Source organism: Siphonobacter aquaeclarae (assembly GCF_900103285.1).
GTDB lineage: Bacteria > Bacteroidota > Bacteroidia > Cytophagales > Spirosomataceae > Siphonobacter > Siphonobacter aquaeclarae.
Window position 1 is genome coordinate 638336 of sequence record NZ_FNGS01000001.1, and the last position, 18306, is coordinate 656641.

Consider the following 18306-nt stretch of genomic DNA (forward strand, 5'->3'; position numbering starts at 1 on the left):
AAAAACGAGGATTAAGATGCTTTGACTCGGGTGGTTCCTCCCTTGCTGAGGCTGATGTCGACGGGTTGGTTGGTTTTCCAGGAACCGCCGGTAAAATCCGGAACGTCGATGGAATTGGAGCGGTGCGCAACCGACCACTCGCTCAGCGGGCCGATGGCGCTCCACAACGCGGCGTCATAAACGTCCTGGTCGAGCGGGAGGCCGTTCCGCAGGCAGTCGATCAGGCGCCAGTCCATCAGGAAGTCCATACCGCCGTGCCCGCCGACCTGCTTCGCCAGCTCTCCCACCCGCCGGACGATTTCGGGTTGGTATTTTTCTTCCAGCGCTTTCATTTCGGGTTCGGAAAACCACTCGTGCCCTGTCGAAACCCGGCCCGGCAGGGGGTATTTCTGTGCGGTGGCTTTCGTCCCGCTCACGAGGTGTATGCGGGAATACGGGCGCGGAGACGTGACGTCGTGCTGGACCAGGATGGTCCGCCCTTTCTGCGTCCGGATCGTGGTTGTATTCATGTTGCCCCGGAAGGATTTCCCGGCGGCAAAACGGAAGTCGGTATCCTGCCGGGCAAGGGGCTCCGCCCGCTTTCCGAGCATGAAATCCGCGCCAGACATCGAAACGAGGTAGTCCATTTTGTCTCCGCGGTTGATATCCAGTACCTGGCATACCGGGCCGAGACCGTGCGTCGGGTACAGGTTACCGTGGCGGAGGTTTTCTTTCAGCCGCCAGAGGTCGTACCGTTTCGACTTGTCGAACAACGAATCGTAGATGTCGTGGATATAGGCTCCCTCTGCGTGCACGATGTCCCCGAAAAACCCCTGCCGCGCCATGTTCAGCGTCATGAGTTCGAAAAAATCGTAGCAGCAGTTTTCGAGCATCATGCAGTGCCTGCGGGTACGCTCCGAGGTTTCGACGAGCTGCCAGCATTCCTCGATGGTTTTAGCCGCCGGAATTTCAACGGCAACGTGCTTGCCGTGCTCCATTGCATACACGGCCATCGGCGTATGCAGCGCCCAGGGCGTACAGATATAGACAAGGTCGATATCGTCCCGCTCGCACACCCGTTTCCACGCGTCGGCGCTTCCGGAGTATAGCTTCGGGGCATGGCCCGTTCCTTTGAATACCTGCGCGGCTTCTTCGGCTTTTTCGGGACGGATATCGCAAATCGCCTTCACGTCTACGTTTTCGAGACGGACAATGCGTTTGACAGCGCCCGTTCCCCGGTTTCCGACACCAATGTACGCGATCCGTACCGTGTCGATTGCCGGCGCGCCGTACCCGGACATGTTGAATTTCTGCTTGCGGGGTATGTCGAACTGGCTCCAGTCCCCGGCGATACCAAGGCCTGTCAGGCCCGTGAGTTTCAAAAAATCCCTTCGGTTGTTCATTTTGTTGCAGGCTTGAAAATCGTTTTTCCCTGGCCTTTATACGCTACCCGGACAGAATCGTACTCCTTCGCCGGGTCTACAGGCCCTCCGGAGATCGACACGGCTCCGTACCAGACTACCGTCGCCTGGCTCAACGCAGCTGCAAGCGAGACGTCGCCCCAGTTCAGTAATCCTGGCAGGTGTATGGCCATGTTGAAGTGGTCGACCGTTTTCCGGTTGTCAAACAGGTAGCTGGTAGGACTTTCCCGCAGCGTCACCGCTGCGATATTTTCCGAGAGTGCCGCATAAAACAGCCCGGCGAGGCCGGTTTCTTTCGTACCGTCGATTTCGAGGCGCGTAGCCTTCCGCTCCTGGCGGAGGTACTCGCCCACCCGCTGCAGGTCGCCCACCCATTCGCCCATCACCGTCCGCCCCAGCCAGAGCGCCGAGCGCGCCAGGGTATGGAAGGGCGGAAGCTGTCCGTCGACGCTGCGGGCAAGTGCCGACTGGCTTTCGCCGGTTCCCCATAAATCCACCACTACCAACCCTTTTCCGGCATATTCGGCGGAGATATGGAGACTATCCTTTCCACCCGGATGCGTCAGAATGACGTATTCGCCGGCTTTTCCGGGACGCAGCAGCACGGGAATCAGTTTGCCGTCCGTCGTCTCAATCGCAAGGCGCTCCCAGCCGCCTTCCGCCGAAAAAGTATGTACCTTATGAATGGACGCTGTCTCGTCCAGGCGCAAAACCTGTTTCAGTTCCTGCCGTTTGGCGCCGGAGTTTCCGTTTTTTTCCCGAAGAAGTCCCGCGCGGAGTTCCTCACCCTGTTTCCGGCAGAATACCGGCGTCGTAACTACCTCTGCCGGGCGTTTCCCCGCTGGAAACACCAGCAGTTGTTCGGGAGGTACCAGCTCAAAAGGGGTCTCTGCCTTCGGTGCGCCGTGGCCGGCGGATTTCAGGTGTAAGTCGAACCAGCCCAGCATCGCCTCCCGGACTTCCGGCCAGTATCCATGGGGGCGGTTAAAAAGCTGGTAGCTGAGGTTTTCCCGGGCGTTCAGCGATGTATACAGCGGCTGCACCGCCTCGTAGCTGCGCATCATTTCAGACGGAAAAAACGAGCGGTTCGCCTCCTGCATCGCATTGCATATTTTCATTGCTCTCGGGGCGATGAGGCCGAGGACGCCGGCTTCTTCGGTAAACGTCAGCCCGTCGGGCAGCAGCTCGCATACGCAGTTGCTGTTCAGGATATAGGCTTCGAAGGTACCGACACTGACGACGGGCACACATGCCTTAATCCGCTCATCCACAGCCGTCAGCCACATGGTCTGGTTGCCGCCGCCGCTCGCGCCGGTAGCGCCGATGCGGGCAGGATCTACATAAGGCAGCGATGCCAGCAGGTCTACGGCCCGGATATTGTCCGTCAGCTGCATACCCAGCAGCGTTTCGCCCACATCCATGAGCGATGCCCCGAGGCTGGAACCGTGGTACTCGTAGTTTTCGTGATCGGTGGACCGCTCCGCCGCTCCCCACGCATCAGGCGAAAGGCAGACATATCCGTTCAGTGCGAGGGTATGCCCGATGCTCTGGACGATCTCCGCCGTATGCCCGCCATACCAATGCCCATGCAGGCTGACTACTGCCGGGAATGGACCCTTTCCCTCCGGCACATACAGACTGGCCGTCGTCAGCACCCCGGGCCGTGTCCGGAAGGCGACGCGGCGGATGGAATACCCTTTCCGGTCGATACGGCCTGTTTCCTGCAAATCCAACGGCAAAGAAGGGTACTGCCGGAAGCCGGATGCCCGGCGGATACGGCTCAGCAGCTCTTCCCGATGGCCCGCCCAGGTTTTTCCATCGGCTGGGACCGGGTGGGTTTGATACGCGACAGCAGCCTCCCTCCGGAGTGCCTTCTCGATAAGATCAACTGATTGATCTCGAAAGACTTTCGGCAGGTGATCCTGCGGCCTGCTGCCCGTCGAATCGCCGGAAGCGCTGAGCATGAGTACGGAAATTAGCGTGAACAACGTCATATACATCAGTCAACATCCCACCAGAGGCGGGTCGCGGCATTATCGGGGCCGCCCAGTAATTGGATTCCTTTTTTCAGTTCGTCGGCGTTGGTACTGGCTTCGGACGACGGGTACGGCAGTCGCTTGATGAACGTCCCGGCCGGCAGGTCGGCATTATCCGATTGCAGCACGGTGTACATCTTCGGGTAGCCGCTCCGGCGGAATTCGGCCCAGGCTTCGAGCCCGTCCGGGTATATCGCCAGCCATTTCTGCGTGCCCACCTGTTGCCGCTGTACCGGTTCCGAAGCGCCCCATTTGACGGGAATATCGGCCACTGCAGGCGAATTTGCGACGTCTCCCGGAGCTATGGGTACATCGGTCGACTGAATGTACCCCGAAATCACCGAAGCATCACTCACATTCCATTGCCGGAGGCTGGTTTCGATTCCTTTTTCATACAGATCCTTTGCAGTACCGCCCATGTTCCAGCCGTTGAGCGCGCCTTCGGCCCGAAGGAAAAAAGCCTCTGCGGCGAACAAAACCGGTTGAGAGGCTTCCAGTTGCGGTACCCAGGCCGATCCGCTCCAGGTTACCCACCGCGTGCCGATGTTGGAGGTCTGCGCGGGCCGGTTCAGCGGATCGTTGATTGCTACCGCTGTAGAACCGTTGCGCACGCCCCGGTACTGCCCGGAGCCTACCGACGGCTGGAAGTATACCTTCAGCCGGGGGTCGTTATAGCCTTTGAGGTATGAAGCCATCGTCGAACTCATGCTGAATTCGTTGAACGAGCTGATGTTCGACAAACCGTACCCGTCGCTGCCCTTCAGCGAGCGCTTCAACCAGGCAGTATGGCTGGTTTCGGTCATGACACCGGCTGCGACGGCCGCTTCGGCCTCGGCCTTTGCCCGTTCGGGTGCTACCCGCGATATACGCAGGGCGAGGCGCAAACGCAGGGTATTGGCAAACCGTATCCATTGCTGGACGTCCCCGTTGTAAATGAGGTCATACGTTCCGAAAACATTCGCCGAACCCGATTGCTTCAGCGCCGTCACGGAAGCGTCGAGCCGCTTGAACAGATCGTCGTAAATTTTGTCCTGCGCATCATAGGGAATGGCCGATTGCGCCTCCCCTGCCTTGAAATAGGGAACAGGGCCAAAGTAATCCGTCATCCGGTGAAAGGTATAGGCCCAGATGATATTCGCCAGGGCGTATTCTCCGGAAGTATTCTTCGTATTATCCAGGATGAGTTTCAGCTGCGGAACGGTCATGACATAGGTCACAATACCCGGTCGCGGCAGCCAGCCATCGTTCATGACGTAGCGATCGGTGAGAAAGCTCGTCGTCGTCAGCGCAAAATACTGTGCATACAAATCAGCATACAGGTTTTGCGTGGTTTGGTAGTACGACTGGTTGATGGCCGCTGCCGACTGCGCCCGGGAAAACAGAAAGGGAATTTCCCGTGCGCCGGCTTCCGTCAGTTTGCCGTTGTTGGTATTGATCGATTCGAAGTCGCCGGTACAGGCCGTCATGCCGAGAACCAGTGCCAGCCAATGTATCTTTTTCATGTGTGTCAGGAAGTTAGAAGGACAGACTGAGGTTCAGGCCGATGCTTCGGGTGAGGGGCAGCATGCCCGATTCGATGCCCTGGTAGTTGCTTGTTCCGATAGCCGACTCCGGGTCAACGGGAATCGTCCGCTTGCCAATCCCCGGTATATCCAGGATGGACTTGCCCCGATAGAGAAACAGCAGGTTCCGGGCCGTCAGCGAAACGCGGGCGTTGCGGATTGCTTTCGTCTTCAGGCTCAGGTTATAGCCCAGAGACAGCTCACGGAGCCGGAAGTTCGTCGTCGAGAAAGCAAAGAACTGCCCGTAACCCGTCCGTCCTCCCTGCGATACCGACGTCCAGAACTGTTCGGCATTAATCGCCGTGGTATTCGCTGATCCGTCTGCTTTTACGCCGTTCAGAACCAGTCCGCCTTCGCGGTATCGGGTGGTATAGTCGCCCACGCCGAAGTACGCCAGCGTTGCGTCCGTACCGGAAACCAGGATACCTCCTACCCGTCCGTCGATCAGGAAAGAAAGATTGAACCGCTTGTAATTCAGCGTATTATTCCAGCCCAATGTAAAATCCGGGTTGAAATTACCGAGTTTCTGAAGAGCGGTGACGGTCGGGAGACCGGACGCGTTTACCACATAGCGTCCGTTTGCGTCCTTCGTCCAGGCATAGTCATAAATGTCGCCGTAGGATTGGCCGGGCTTCACCAGCAAGCTTCCCAGCGCAGTACTCGACGACAGATTTGCCTGGGCAATTCCCGGACTCAGGGACAGTACCTTGTTGATATTCCGGGCGAAGTTGAGGGCAGACGTCCACCGGAAATCTTTCCGGGAAATCAGGTCGCCGGTGAGGGAGATTTCAAGGCCTTTGTTCTGGATATTTCCGGCGTTGATGTATTGCTGGCTATACCCGGTTGCCTGTGGAAGCCCGATGAAAATCAGCTGGTTAATGGTATTGGATTTGTAGACTGTCGCGTCCAGCCCGAAGCGCCCGTCCAGAAACTTCCATTCCATCCCCAATTCATAGGAGCGGGTTTTCTCCGGCTTCAGATTACTGATATACTTGACATTATCCCGTGATACAAAACCGTTTCCGGCCCCCTGGCTGAAACTGTACGTCTGCATGAGCAGGTATGGATCGGCGTCGTTCCCTACCTGGGTATACGATGCCCGGACTTTGCCGAAACTCACCCAGGAAGGCATATGGAGCCATTCCGATACCACGGTCGACAAACCGACAGACGGGTAAAAGTAGCTGTGCGGTGCCGGCAGCGTGGACGACCAGTCGTTTCGCGCACTGACATCCAGGTACAGCAACTGGCGGAAGTCGAACTGGACATTTCCATATACCGACTGCATCTTTTTCTCAAACGGGAGATTGGAGAAGGCGGGCGTCGTCGCGAAATTCAGGTTAAACTGGTTCGGGATACTCAGGCCATTGGCCAGCGCCTGGGTATTATTGCCTTTGATGTGCAAGGTACTGGCTCCGACGTTGTAGCTGACATTCAGCCCGTTGGTTATTTTGTTATTCCCGGATAGAAGAATATCCATGTTCCGTTCGGACCGGCGGATGAATCCTTCGAGGTAGCGCCCGCCCGGCTGTACCGGAAGTGCCACAGTACCATCATAATACGACGCCGTGATGTTATCATCGTACCGGTCCAGGCTATAGCGTCCCTGCAGGCTGAGCCAGTCGGTGAGCTGGTATTTCGCGGTACCGAGCATCATGATACGGCTGCGGTCTTCGTTCAGACTGGTCCGGTAGACATCCCAGTTCGGATTCCGGTAGATCGACGAATTGGTCCAGTAGACCGGAACCGGCTTGCCTGTTGCGTCAATCGTTTCATATTTCGCGAGTTCCGCCGGGCTGAGGTCGCGGGGCATGATATTCGCTTCATTCGGAATACCTGTATCGCCCAGACGGGGTTTGTTCCGAATACGCTGATCCATATACGTAATCTTGACGTCGGTCGTCAGCCGCTCTACCGGCCGGGCATTGAGGCGCAGGTTCACCGTACTCCGTTCGAGCCCATTCCGCGGCACAATGCCCTCATTCCGGTTATGGGTATACGAGACGTAGCCGCGGATCTTCTCGTTTCCCCCTGACAAGTCCACCGAATTGGTCAGCGAGCTGCCGGTGCGGTAAAAATCCCGGACATTATTCGAATAGGTCTGCGCGGCCGCTCCCCAGCTTCCGGCGGCTTCGGCGCCGGCTTTACCGCCGTTGCCCCGGCCATAGGTGTTCTGAAACTTCTGAAGGAGGAAGGGTTCGTCGATCGCCACGCTTCCGTTGTAATTGACCGACAGCGCGCCGCTTTTCCCGCTTTTGGTGGTGATAATCAGGGCGCCGTTGGCCGCGCGGCTGCCGTAGAGCGCGGCGGCGGCGGGGCCCTTCAGTACGGTAACGGATTCGACGTCCTGCGGGTTGATACTCGCCGCACCGTCGCTGCCGGAGTACCCGCTGCTGATGCCTTTCGGCTGGGTCGCGATGGTATTGGCCGACCCGCCGCCACCCTGCTCGGTAGACATGGTGTTGTCGATCGGAACGCCGTCGACTACAATCAGGGCATTGTTATTGCCGCTGATGGACCGGTTTCCCCGCAGTACTACCCGCACAGCGCCTCCGGGGCCGGTGGCCGTAGGCGTAATCACCGCCCCGGCGACTTTCCCGCTGAGGCTGTTCATGAGGTTGGCGCCCGGATCCTTGACCGCCGTCAGGCTCGCGCCGCTGATCTGCTGGGTAGCATAGCCCAGCGAACGGGTCTGTCGTTCGATACCCAGCGCCGTCACAACTACCTCATTCAGCGAGCGGGCGGCCGGTTGCAGCGCGATGCTCCAGTCGGTCTGATTGCCAACGGTTACTTCCTTCGTTTCATACCCGATGATGGAAAAAACAAGGGTCTCGGAGGAAGCGGCAGACAACTGGAACCGCCCCTCGGCGTCGGTCGACGTCCCGCGGACCGTCCCCTTCACCCGGATGTTCACGCCGGCGAGGGAGGACTGATTCGCGGCGTCGGTTACCCGTCCGCGGATATCCGACTGGGCTGACGCTGGCCAGGCGACAAAAAGGAAGCCTGCTATCAGCCAGACGGCGGATAGTCGCAGCATAAAGTATTTATTCATTCTGAGAAAGGGGTTAAGTGCTTAACAATCGAATTGCCATTGGTCGAAATAGCAGTAATAAAGACCACCGATCAATATATGGGCAGAATAAAGTAGCGAGAACGTTCCCGGAAACAACCGATAACTGGTACCGGGAAGGGCTCGTCCGGCCGAGTTTGCTTAAGTTTACGGAAAGTCAGGATCCATGCGACGCCAATTCATTACCATAAAAGATATTGCCCGGGAGCTGGGTATTTCCGTGTCGACGGTTTCCCGCGCGCTCCGGGACGCGTACGACGTCAACCGGGAAACACGGGAAAAAGTCCTTGCGAAAGCCGCAGAACTGCATTATAAGCCCAATTTCAATGCCATCGGTCTCGTACAAAGCAATACCCATAACATCGGTGTCGTGATGCCGGGTATTACAAACTACTATTTCTCGACGGTTTTTACCGGCATTGAGGAAGTAGCGTATGAAAACGGATATAACCTTATCCTTTTTCTGACGAACGATTCGCCGGAACGGGAACAGCGGCTGATTCAGGATCTCTCGCTCAGCAGCCTGGACGGGCTGCTGGTATCCCTTACCTCGCCCGAAGACCGGCACTACGGTCAGGTACTGGAAAACGGTATTCCGGTCGTGTTTTTCGACCGCGTCGGCGGCGATGTCCGGACGTCGAAAGTCATGCAGGACGACTACAACGGCGCTTTTGAAGCAACCCAGCACCTCATCGACAGCGGCTACCGGCACATTGCACACATCGGCGGGCCGGCCGGATTGGCCTTTTCCCGTCAGCGGAGGCAGGGATATGCCGACGCGCTTGAAAAAAACGGGTTGGCCCTCCGGGAAGAGTGGGTCGTTCACTCCGGCTTCTCCCAGGAATGCGGGCAGCAGGACGTCGAACAACTTTGGAAGCTACCCGTTAAACCGGATGCGATTTTCGCCGTCAATGACCGGAAAGCGATTGGAGCAATGCTCGCCCTGAAGGCGCGAGGCGTACAGATAGGTCCGGAGGTGGGTGTCGTCGGCTTTACGAATGATCCGGTATCGGGCATTATTTCCCCGTCCCTGACAACGATTGCCGAACCCGCCTTCGAAATCGGGAAAATCAGCTGTGAACTGCTCCTGAAACACATCGCCAGGAAGCACTTTGAGCCCAAAGCGGTTACGCTGCCCGGAAAACTCATCATCCGGGAATCGAGTCGCAAACACCCTTAACCACATGGAAATCATCGGAAGGCCAAACCCGGAGGACGCTCCGCCCTGGTGTCCCTATTTCTTCAGTCTGGTACCGGAAAGTGATCTTTTTGACGCACTGCACCGGAACCGTGAAGCCGTACTGGCCCTGATCGCCGCCGTGCCGCCCGGTCGGGAAGATTACCGGTATGCGGCAGATAAGTGGTCGGTTCGGGATGTCTTTCTTCACCTCAACGATACCGAGCGGTTTTATGCATACCGTGCGTTCAGCGCGTCCCGAAAGGTGGATATTTCGCTCGAATTTGCACCCGAACGGGAAACCTACGCCCGGAATGCCCCGCCCCGCCCGCTGGCAGCGATTGCGGAGGAGTTTCAACTGCTCCGGGATGCGACAATTCACCTGTTCCGGCACATGACAGAGGACACGATCGACTTTTGCGACTTTCCGGGAAAGATGCGGTACTCGGCGCGGAGTCTCGGCTGGATGACGGTCGGGCATGCGACCCATCACCTCCGGTTGCTGCTTGACCGGTACGGTCTGGTATGATTGGCCGAGTCTGTCTCGGAAGCATGATTCTGACAAATTTCAACCGGAAATCACCTGGCGAACCGATCACCATATTGAGCAATTATTGCTACCTTGGTTTCCCCAACCCGGAATGTGCGAAGCCGTCCGGTTTTCAACCAGTTTATGCGATATTATTACCTGATCCTGTTTTTTTGGCTGTTTTGTGGGGTACCGGCAGGAGCGCAGGTCCGTATTGAGGTCGTAAAATACCCCCCTCTTCAGGCGCCGGACGCGCCCCTCTACTTCGCGTCCGATATCAACAACTGGAATCCCGGAGACCCGAACTATGTCATGAAAAAGGACAAAAACGGGGTATTTTACATTGATCTTCCCAACGTTCCGCCGACGTTTGAATACAAATTTACCCAGGGTTTCTGGACGCTTGTCGAAGGCGATTCGACGGGCCATAACCGCATCAACCGGGTATATGGCGTATACAGCCGCCCCAAAGTTGTCCGCGATGTGATCGTAAGCTGGGAAAAGAAAATTGCCTACAGCTTTATCGTGCGCAACCTCCCGGAAAATACCCCGGAAGACGCCTCTCTTTATATTACCGGAAATTTCAACAACTGGGAACCGGCGTCGCCTTTCTACAAGCTGCATAAAAGCGTGGATGGAACCTACCGGGTGACGGTCTTCACCGATCGCCCGAAGCTGGAATACAAGTTTACGCGGGGAAGCTGGGAGTCGGTTGAAGGGCGGAGCAGCGGCAAAGGGCGGCCGAACCGGGTACTTTCCCAGCATCCGCGGGTGGTTCCGTGGGCGATTGACGTGGATATTGAGGGCTGGGAAGACCTCATGAGTACCTTCCGCTTCTACTCCATTTATGACCTGCTTCTCTTGTTTTCGGTCTTTCAGGGAATCCTACTCATCATCGCGATCCCGACTATTCAGGACTATAACAAGGCCGCCAACCGCTGGCTGGTCATTTCCATAGCCGTCGCCTCCGCGCTGATTTTCGCGCAGGTACTGAGTGGATACCGGGCTGTCGCACAGTCGTTTACGAAGATCATTTTTCTGCCGGACTATGCGATGTTTCTGTATGCGCCGCTGTTTTATTTTTACCTGCAGAAGTTGCTCTTCGATGTCAAGGAACAATCGTCCCGGATTTTCTACCACTTCATTCCGGCATTCGTCCTGACGTTTGTGTACCTGACGTACTTCCTCATGAGCGATTCTACGCTGAAGTACAAGATCATGAATCAGGACTGGGATTTGCAGGGCGTATTTCTGGCAGTGGGTTTCGTCGGTCTGATCTGGAATATCTACTACTGGCTGCTTTTCCGGAAGGCCCTTCGTTTTTACCGGGAAGAGTTCAAGACGAACCATTCACACGAGCAGAATCTCTTTTACCTGAATACAGTACTGCTGATTCAGGCGGCTTGTCTATGCCTGTGGCTGTTTTTCTATCTGGCGCTTGGCTTCGGCCGGGTGGCGGGTATGGACATCACACCGACGCTCGAACGGACGGTCGATTGCATCTGGCTGGCTTTTTCCTCCATCACCTACTTCGTCGGGTACTTTGCCATTCACCAGCCGGAAACGTTCAAAGTCACTCCGCAGACTTTTTCCATTTTCGACGAAGTACTGGAACAGCCGGTGACGGCCATTCTTCCCGAAACAGAGGAGAAAGCGGCTGTCGACGAAAGCCTTCTTGCCTGGAAACAAAAGGTGGAAGCGTACATGCTGAAAAACAAACCGTTCACGAACCCTCAGCTCAGCCTGAACGAACTGGCGGTGAAGCTGAAGCTGCCGCCGCATACCTTGTCGAAAGTTATCAATGAAGGGTTCGAAAAGAACTTTTTCGACTTTATCAATTCCTATCGGGTGGATGAGTTCAAGCTGCGGGTGGAAGATCCGGCGTACCGGAATTTCACGTTGCTGAGTATTGCCTATGAAGTAGGCTTCAACTCCAAATCGGCCTTTAACCGGTCCTTCAAAAAAATCACCGGGAAGACCCCGCGGGAGTATTTCAACCTGGCTGCGGAAGCCGAATAAGAAGTTCCACAGTGAAGAAACGTGTTTACTCCGGCTAAACTTTGCGCCAGAGTAAACACGTTTCTTTTTTATGCATAGCGGAATGTTCTCCGGTGTGAATCCGGTCTTTCCTTCGGGGGGTGACTCCCCTCACCCTGTTCTTTCGGTTTCTGTATATTCCGTATCAGTTTTGGTTGACACAGTATCAGTTTGTCGGATTGTACCCCTCAAAACCGGTGACGCGACACGAAATAGGTCTCTTTTTTCGGGGATTTGTAAAAGAAAGACGTGCCACTTTCCTAAAACGCTCCTTTCGAAACGCCCTTAACTCCTTCACGATCAGTATAGTACAATTATTTCTCGTAAAATCTCAATAATTCTCAAAGTGGGTCGACTTGCCCTTGAGATGATGGTACTTTTGTCAGATCAAATTGAATTGTACGAACGAACAACACCTAATCCAATGCAGCTTTTTATACTTCTAATCCATGACCGATCCATGCGTATCTGACCCTTAAACCCTCTTTCCTTTTTTCTCCTAGTCACAAGCGTATTCAACTTAATCCTTAATCACATGAATCAGGCATACCTGTTCAGGCTGTCAAGTCTGCGTAAACACGCATTACTTGTCGCCTTCTTCTTTGCTGCCTTTTCGGCCCTGGCACAGGACATCACGGTTACGGGAACCGTTACTTCGGCCGATGACAAGGTCGGACTGCCCGGCGTCAGCGTCCAGGTCGTCGGTACGACCCGCGGTACCCAGACGCAGGCGGATGGTACGTATAAAATCACCGTTCCCACAGGCGGAAAGCTCCGGTTTACGTCCGTCGGTATGGTTGCTCAGGAAATCGAAGTCGGCAATCAGACGACCATCAACGTCGTCATGCAGGGAAACGCCCAGTCGCTCTCCGAAGTCGTGGTAGTCGGCTACGGTACCGCCAAGCGGAAAGACCTTACCGGTTCGGTAACCTCCATCGCGGCGAAGGACATGAACGCCGGGGTCAACCAGAACCCGCTGCAATCCATTCAGGGCAAGGTAGCCGGTCTGGTTATTACGCAGCCTTCCGGCGACCCGACGCAAAACCCGACCGTTCGTCTCCGCGGTTATACCTCCCTTGCAGGCGGCAGCGATCCGCTGTATGTAGTAGATGGTATGATCGGCGTACCCATCAACACGGTTTCTCCGAGCGATATTGAATCGATGGACGTATTGAAAGATGCGTCAGCAGCGGCTATTTACGGTTCAAGGGCTGCCAACGGTGTCATCATGATCACGACCAAGCGTGGTAAATCAGGCAAGACGACGCTGTCGTTCAACAACTACGTCGGTGTATCGACGATTTCGAAGCGTTTTGATTTGCTGGATGGTCAGGGATACTCGGATGCAGTCCGCAGGATCAAAGGTGATGCCGCTCTTAATGACGGGCTGAAGTTCCCCAAGGACGCTCAGGGAAACCCCTATAACACGGACTGGATAAAGGAAATTACCCGAGCCGCCTATACGAATAATCACGAACTGGCTCTTTCCGGAGGCGCAAATCAATTCAGCTACCGGGGGTCACTGAACTACATCAATCAGGAAGGTTTGGTTAAAAATACCGGATTGAATCGTTTGACAGCCCGTTTTAACCTGGACCAGAAGGCGTTTGACGACAAGCTCAGCGTTCAATACAACCTGGCGTACACCGAAACACATTCCAAGTATGCAGATGGCAACATCATTGCCAATGCGACGACGTTCCTGCCTACTCTTCCGGTCCGGAATGCGGATGGGTCTTTCTACGAAGTACCTGGTAACTTCAGCCTCTTCAACCCAGTAGCAATGCTTGAAAATGCGATCAACAAGGGCGAGTACCGGTATACACAAGGCGGGGTCAATCTTCGCTATGAAATCATCGACGGGCTGACTCTTGGTGTAAACGGCCAGCTTCAGCGCAGCACTGACGTGAAAGATTATTGGAGCAATCCGAACGTTAAAGCATATGCGTCGGCAAATGGCCGGGCAAGCCGCTCTCTCGACAATGTTACGAGCAAGCTCATGGATCTGACAGCTACCTATGCGAAATCATTTGGCGATAGGAGTAACTTTTCTGTCCTAGCGGGTTACTCATATCAGCAATCGGATAAAGACGGCTTCCGTGCGGCCAACAACGGTTTCGTGACAGATTTTGCCAACCTGGATAACCTGGGCCTCGGTTCAGGGACGATCATCAGCCCGGGCAACACCTACGCCACTTCCTACCGAAATCAAACGAAACTCATCTCCTTCTTCGGACGGGGCGTAGTGAATCTGAAAGACAAGTACAACCTGACGGCAACCGTGCGCCGGGATGGCAGTTCCAAATTCGGCGCCAATAACAAGTGGGGCGTATTCCCCTCTGTAGGTCTGGGCTGGACGTTGAGCAACGAGCCTTTCCTGGCTGACCTTGGTTTCCTCAACTATTTGAAATTACGTGCAGGCTGGGGACAGACCGGCAACTCTGAAGGGATTAACCCCTATAACTCGATAAGGTTGTATGGGCAGAGCGGAACATATTACGATGGCCTTAAGGGCGATTTCATGCCTGGCTATGATTTTTCCCAAAACGCGAACCCGAATCTGAAATGGGAAGTACTTGAAACTACCAACGTTGGTTTTGATTTCCAGATCCTGAAGGGACGTTTCTCCGGAACTATCGAATACTACAACAAACTCACACGGGATATGCTGTATACCGTCAACGTGCCGGCAGGTGGTCCTTATGTTACTAACACCATCCTTGCCAACGTAGGCAGCATGCGGAATTCCGGGATTGAGCTGAGCTTCGGCGGCGCTATTATCGACAAGCAGGATTTTGGCTGGAACGGAAACATCGTCTTCGCATACAACAAGAACAAAGTCGTCGCTCTTTCAAACAATGACTTCAACATCGGCCAGATTCGTTTCAATGCCTTCGGCGGTCGCGGGCTTTCCGATGTTTACGCTTCTTACCTGATTCCGGGCCGTCCGCTGGGTGAGTTCAACAACGTTCCGACTTTTGCAGGATTCAATTCCAGCGGCAGTGTTCTGATGAAACCGGGTGCAGGCCAGGAACCGACGACCGATGTGTCAAAATCAGATGCAGCCGTTGCCGTAACGAACGGGAACCTCCTTGCACAGGGAAATCCCCAGCCGTTCCTGACAGCGTCGTTCTCCAACAATTTCCGGTATAAAGCCTTTGACCTGAGCTTCCAGCTGCGGGGAACGTTTGGTAACAAAATTCTCAACAACATCCGTAACAACCTGATGTTGCCGGGTTCCATTCAGGAAACCAACATGTTGAAGGATGTCAATACCCTTCCTGTCGGCTACAGCACCAACATTCTGACAACGATGTGGATGGAAAGCGGCACGTTTGTCCGGTTCGATAACTGGCAGCTTGGTTACAACATTCCAGTCAAGAACAAGTCGATCAGCAATGCCCGCATTTATCTTGGAGGTAACAACCTCTTTGTTCTGACAAAATACAAGGGTATCGACCCGGAACTTCAGACCAAAGGCGATTTGTCGTCGAATACGGCTCAAACTCCGAATTCGCTCGGTCTGGACAACAGTTCGATCTATCCTAAAACCCGCACGTTCCAACTGGGTCTGAACCTGACATTCTAGAAATTTGATTCTGAAAATCTGAACGTACTTATGAAACGTAATAAACTCATTCTCGCGCTTTCTGCTTTGATGCTGGGAACGCAGGCCTGTACGGATCTGACGGAAAAAACCTATGACGTCATCCCGACCAATCAGTTCGGTGGCACAGCAGATCAGCAGGCGGCCCTTATCGGCCCTCTTTATAACGCACTTGGTGGATACTGGGAAAATCACTTCTGGTTAAATACTTCAACCGACGAGCAAATGATTCCTACTCGTGGCGGTGACTGGGGAGATGGCAACCAGTGGGTGCGGCTCTATACCCACACCTGGGATCCTGCGCTTGACAACGGTCGCTTCAACGGTCCCTGGACCTGGTGCTATAACCCGATCTCGAAAATCAACATTCACCTGGCTACAGTAACTGACGCCAAGACGAAGGCAGAACTCCGCGCCCTGCGGGCAATGTTCCACTATCAGATGCTTGATTATTTCGGCAACGTCATCATTTCTGACAACAAAGATGATCTCGCTCCGAAACAAAGTACCCGCAAGGAGGTTTTCAATTGGATTGAGAAAGAATTGCTGGAGGCTTATCCCGACCTTGTTGAAACCGTTGGCGGAGCTTACTATACGCGTTTTAACAAGTATGTAGTGGACATGATTCTGGCCAAACTGTACCTCAATGCGGAAGTGTACACTGGTACGCCGCGGTGGCAGGATGCGATTACCCGGTGCGACAACATTATCAAATCGAACAAGTTTTCATTGGCGCCGGATTTCTTCAGCACATTCAGTGTCAACAACCAGAACGCTCCTGAATCGATCCTTTCAACTGCCTTTGATAAAACCAAGCGCACCGGTTTTTTCATTCAGATGGCCACACTGCACTACAAGCAGCAATTGGAATTCAATATCGGGAACAGCCCCTGGAACGGCCCTTGCGCAGTAACCGAATTTTTTAACTCCTTCACCAAGGACGATCTCCGTTACAAAATGTGGATGGTTGGCCAACGATTTGCAGCGGATGGCACGAAGCTCATGGATGACAATATTCCATTGGTACTCAACCCCGAGGTTCCCGCGCTGGTTTTGCCAGCGGGAGCCGATTCCCGGGTGCGTGGTGCGCGCTGTGCCAAATACGAAATCCAGAAAAACAATCCCTACGGCGATCAGGACAACGATTTCGTGATCTTCCGGCTTGGAGACGTTTACCTTATGCGGGGAGAAGCCTATCTCCGCCTGGGTAAAACCGCTGAAGCCCTGGCTGACGTGAACGTTATACGCGCTCGCGCCGGCGTTCCCACCTATACCGCAGCCACACTCACTCTTGACGAGCTTCTGGCCGAACGCGGACGTGAACTGGCATGGGAAGGACACCGCCGTCAGGATTTGATCCGCTTTGGACAGTATAACAAAGCATGGCGTTTCAAACCTGCCTCGCAGGCCTTCCGAAATCTCTTTCCGATTCCGAATGACCAATTGGCTCTGAACAAAAATCTCAAGCAAAACCCAGGATACTGATTCCTTAACCAATTCCCTCTATCAACCGGTGCGGCGCAGGCTGCACCGGTTTTTTTGTGCGAAAGCAGGTAGTCCCCGGATATTCCCTGCTTTTGTCGGTTAAGAATGATATTTTTCCGGTCGGGTAACCTCTCCCGCCATTAGCCTTTTTTGTCTGAACCTATGTATTTCCTGAAAAAACATGCCTGGCTGCTGCTCCTGTCCGGACTCGGCGCCGGCTGCCAAACTGCTATGCCCGATTCATCTTTCGGAAAAGACCTCGAATTTCTGCGCAAACATCAGTCGGTTCTGCTCTTACAGGCGGAAGATAACCCGGATGCCCAGGTAGCCGTTGTAGGCGCCTGGCAGGGCCGCGTCATGACGAGTACCGCGACCGGCGCCGCCGGTTCGGGATATGGCTGGATCAACCAGTCGCTCATCAGCAAGGGTACCTATCAGCCGCATATCAACGCTTACGGCGGCGAAGACCGCTTCTGGCTGTCGCCCGAAGGCGGGCAGTACTCCGTCTTTTTTGAAAAAGGAAAGGACTTTACGTTTGACAACTGGCAGACGCCGCCCCTGATCGATACCGTTGCGTTCGAAACCGTCGCCCAAAACGCGCAATCCGCCTCTTTCCGGAAGCGGGCTATGCTCGAAAACCATTCCGGTACGTCCTTTGATATCGAAATCCTCCGGAAAATCCGCGTATTCTCCCGGAAAGAAAACGAAAAATGGCTGGGAACCACCCTGCCGGAAGGTATCCGCTGGGTGGGGTACGAATCCGAGAATACACTGGTGAATCACGGGGCCGACTGGCAGAAAGATACCGGATTACTCGGCGTCTGGATACTCGGGATGTTTACGCCTGCGCCGGCTACGACCATCGTTGCACCCTATCACAACGAACTGCAATTGACGGATAACTATTTTGGAAAAGTACCGGACGAACGGCTCCGGAAGGGTTCCGGAGCTGTTTTCCTCCGGGCCGATGGCAAGTACCGCAGCAAAATCGGCCTTACGCCCGGCTCAACAACCGGCGCGGCCGGCAGCTATGACGCTGCCCGCCAGGTACTGACGCTGGTTCAGTTTGACGTTGACGCCGCAGGCGACTACCTCAAATCGACCTGGGAACACCATGCCGAGCCCTATCGCGGAGACGCGTTCAATGCCTACAACGACGGCCCCCTCGCCGACGGATCGCAAATGGGGCCGTTTTATGAACTGGAATCTTCTTCTTCGGTAAAACCGCTGAAAAAAGGCGGAAGCCTCACGCACCACCACCGTACCTTCCACCTCGAAGGATCAAAGGAAGAGTTGGATGCCATCAGCCGCAAAGTACTGGGCGTGTCACTGGCGGAAATTGAGAAGGCGTTTTAAGCTATTTTCCGGCGGGAAATACCGGGACACGTTTCCCGCCGGGATAT

At 54.8% G+C, this 18306-nt stretch carries 10 protein-coding genes; 6 read left to right on the forward strand and 4 right to left on the reverse strand.

All coding sequences use genetic code 11. The annotated features are described in order from the left end of the window. Window positions 1-11: 11 nt before the first annotated feature. The 4 genes from BLR09_RS02430 to BLR09_RS02445 are packed head-to-tail and all read right to left on the reverse strand — an operon-like array spanning window position 12 to window position 8050. Window positions 12-1382 carry a Gfo/Idh/MocA family protein gene (locus BLR09_RS02430; protein WP_093197239.1) on the reverse strand — a complete coding sequence of 457 codons (1371 nt, stop codon included), beginning with the start codon at window positions 1380-1382 and terminating at the stop codon, window positions 12-14. Continuing rightward, window positions 1379-3364, reverse strand: coding sequence for a dienelactone hydrolase family protein (locus tag BLR09_RS02435; RefSeq protein ID WP_176785418.1), 1986 nt, complete (start codon window positions 3362-3364; stop codon window positions 1379-1381). The genes BLR09_RS02430 and BLR09_RS02435 overlap by 4 nt, the downstream gene beginning before the upstream one ends. Before the next feature lie 35 nt (window positions 3365-3399). After that, a complete protein-coding gene (locus tag BLR09_RS02440) occupies window positions 3400-4938 on the reverse strand; it encodes a SusD/RagB family nutrient-binding outer membrane lipoprotein (protein WP_093197244.1) in 1539 nt (512 codons plus the stop codon). A 13-nt stretch (window positions 4939-4951) separates the two neighbouring features. Then, complete coding sequence (locus BLR09_RS02445; protein WP_093197247.1) at window positions 4952-8050, reverse strand: SusC/RagA family TonB-linked outer membrane protein; 3099 nt, start codon at window positions 8048-8050, stop codon at window positions 4952-4954. A gap of 184 nt (window positions 8051-8234) precedes the next feature. On the opposite strand from BLR09_RS02445, the gene BLR09_RS02450 reads away from it, so the two are divergent. The 6 genes from BLR09_RS02450 to BLR09_RS02475 all read left to right on the forward strand — a co-directional run bounded on the left by BLR09_RS02450 (window position 8235) and on the right by BLR09_RS02475 (window position 18259). After that, on the forward strand, window positions 8235-9248 hold the full coding sequence (locus tag BLR09_RS02450; protein ID WP_093197249.1) for a LacI family DNA-binding transcriptional regulator: 1014 nt from the start codon (window positions 8235-8237) through the stop codon (window positions 9246-9248). Window positions 9249-9252: 4 nt separating this feature from the next. Further along, the gene (locus BLR09_RS02455) at window positions 9253-9774 is read left to right on the forward strand and encodes a DinB family protein (protein WP_093197252.1); all 522 of its coding nucleotides are present in this window, start codon (window positions 9253-9255) and stop codon (window positions 9772-9774) included. A 144-nt stretch (window positions 9775-9918) separates the two neighbouring features. Beyond that, a complete protein-coding gene (locus tag BLR09_RS02460; RefSeq protein ID WP_093197254.1) occupies window positions 9919-11793 on the forward strand; it encodes a helix-turn-helix domain-containing protein in 1875 nt (624 codons plus the stop codon). Between the two features lie 553 nt (window positions 11794-12346). After that, window positions 12347-15400, forward strand: a complete 3054-nt coding sequence (locus BLR09_RS02465) for a SusC/RagA family TonB-linked outer membrane protein (protein WP_093197257.1) — start codon at window positions 12347-12349, stop codon at window positions 15398-15400. Window positions 15401-15430: 30 nt separating this feature from the next. Beyond that, entirely contained in the window at window positions 15431-16903 is a 1473-nt protein-coding gene (locus BLR09_RS02470) for a RagB/SusD family nutrient uptake outer membrane protein (protein ID WP_093197259.1), read from the forward strand. 162 nt (window positions 16904-17065) lie between these two features. Next, window positions 17066-18259, forward strand: coding sequence for a DUF6786 family protein (locus BLR09_RS02475; RefSeq protein WP_245689857.1), 1194 nt, complete (start codon window positions 17066-17068; stop codon window positions 18257-18259). Window positions 18260-18306: the final 47 nt, after the last annotated feature.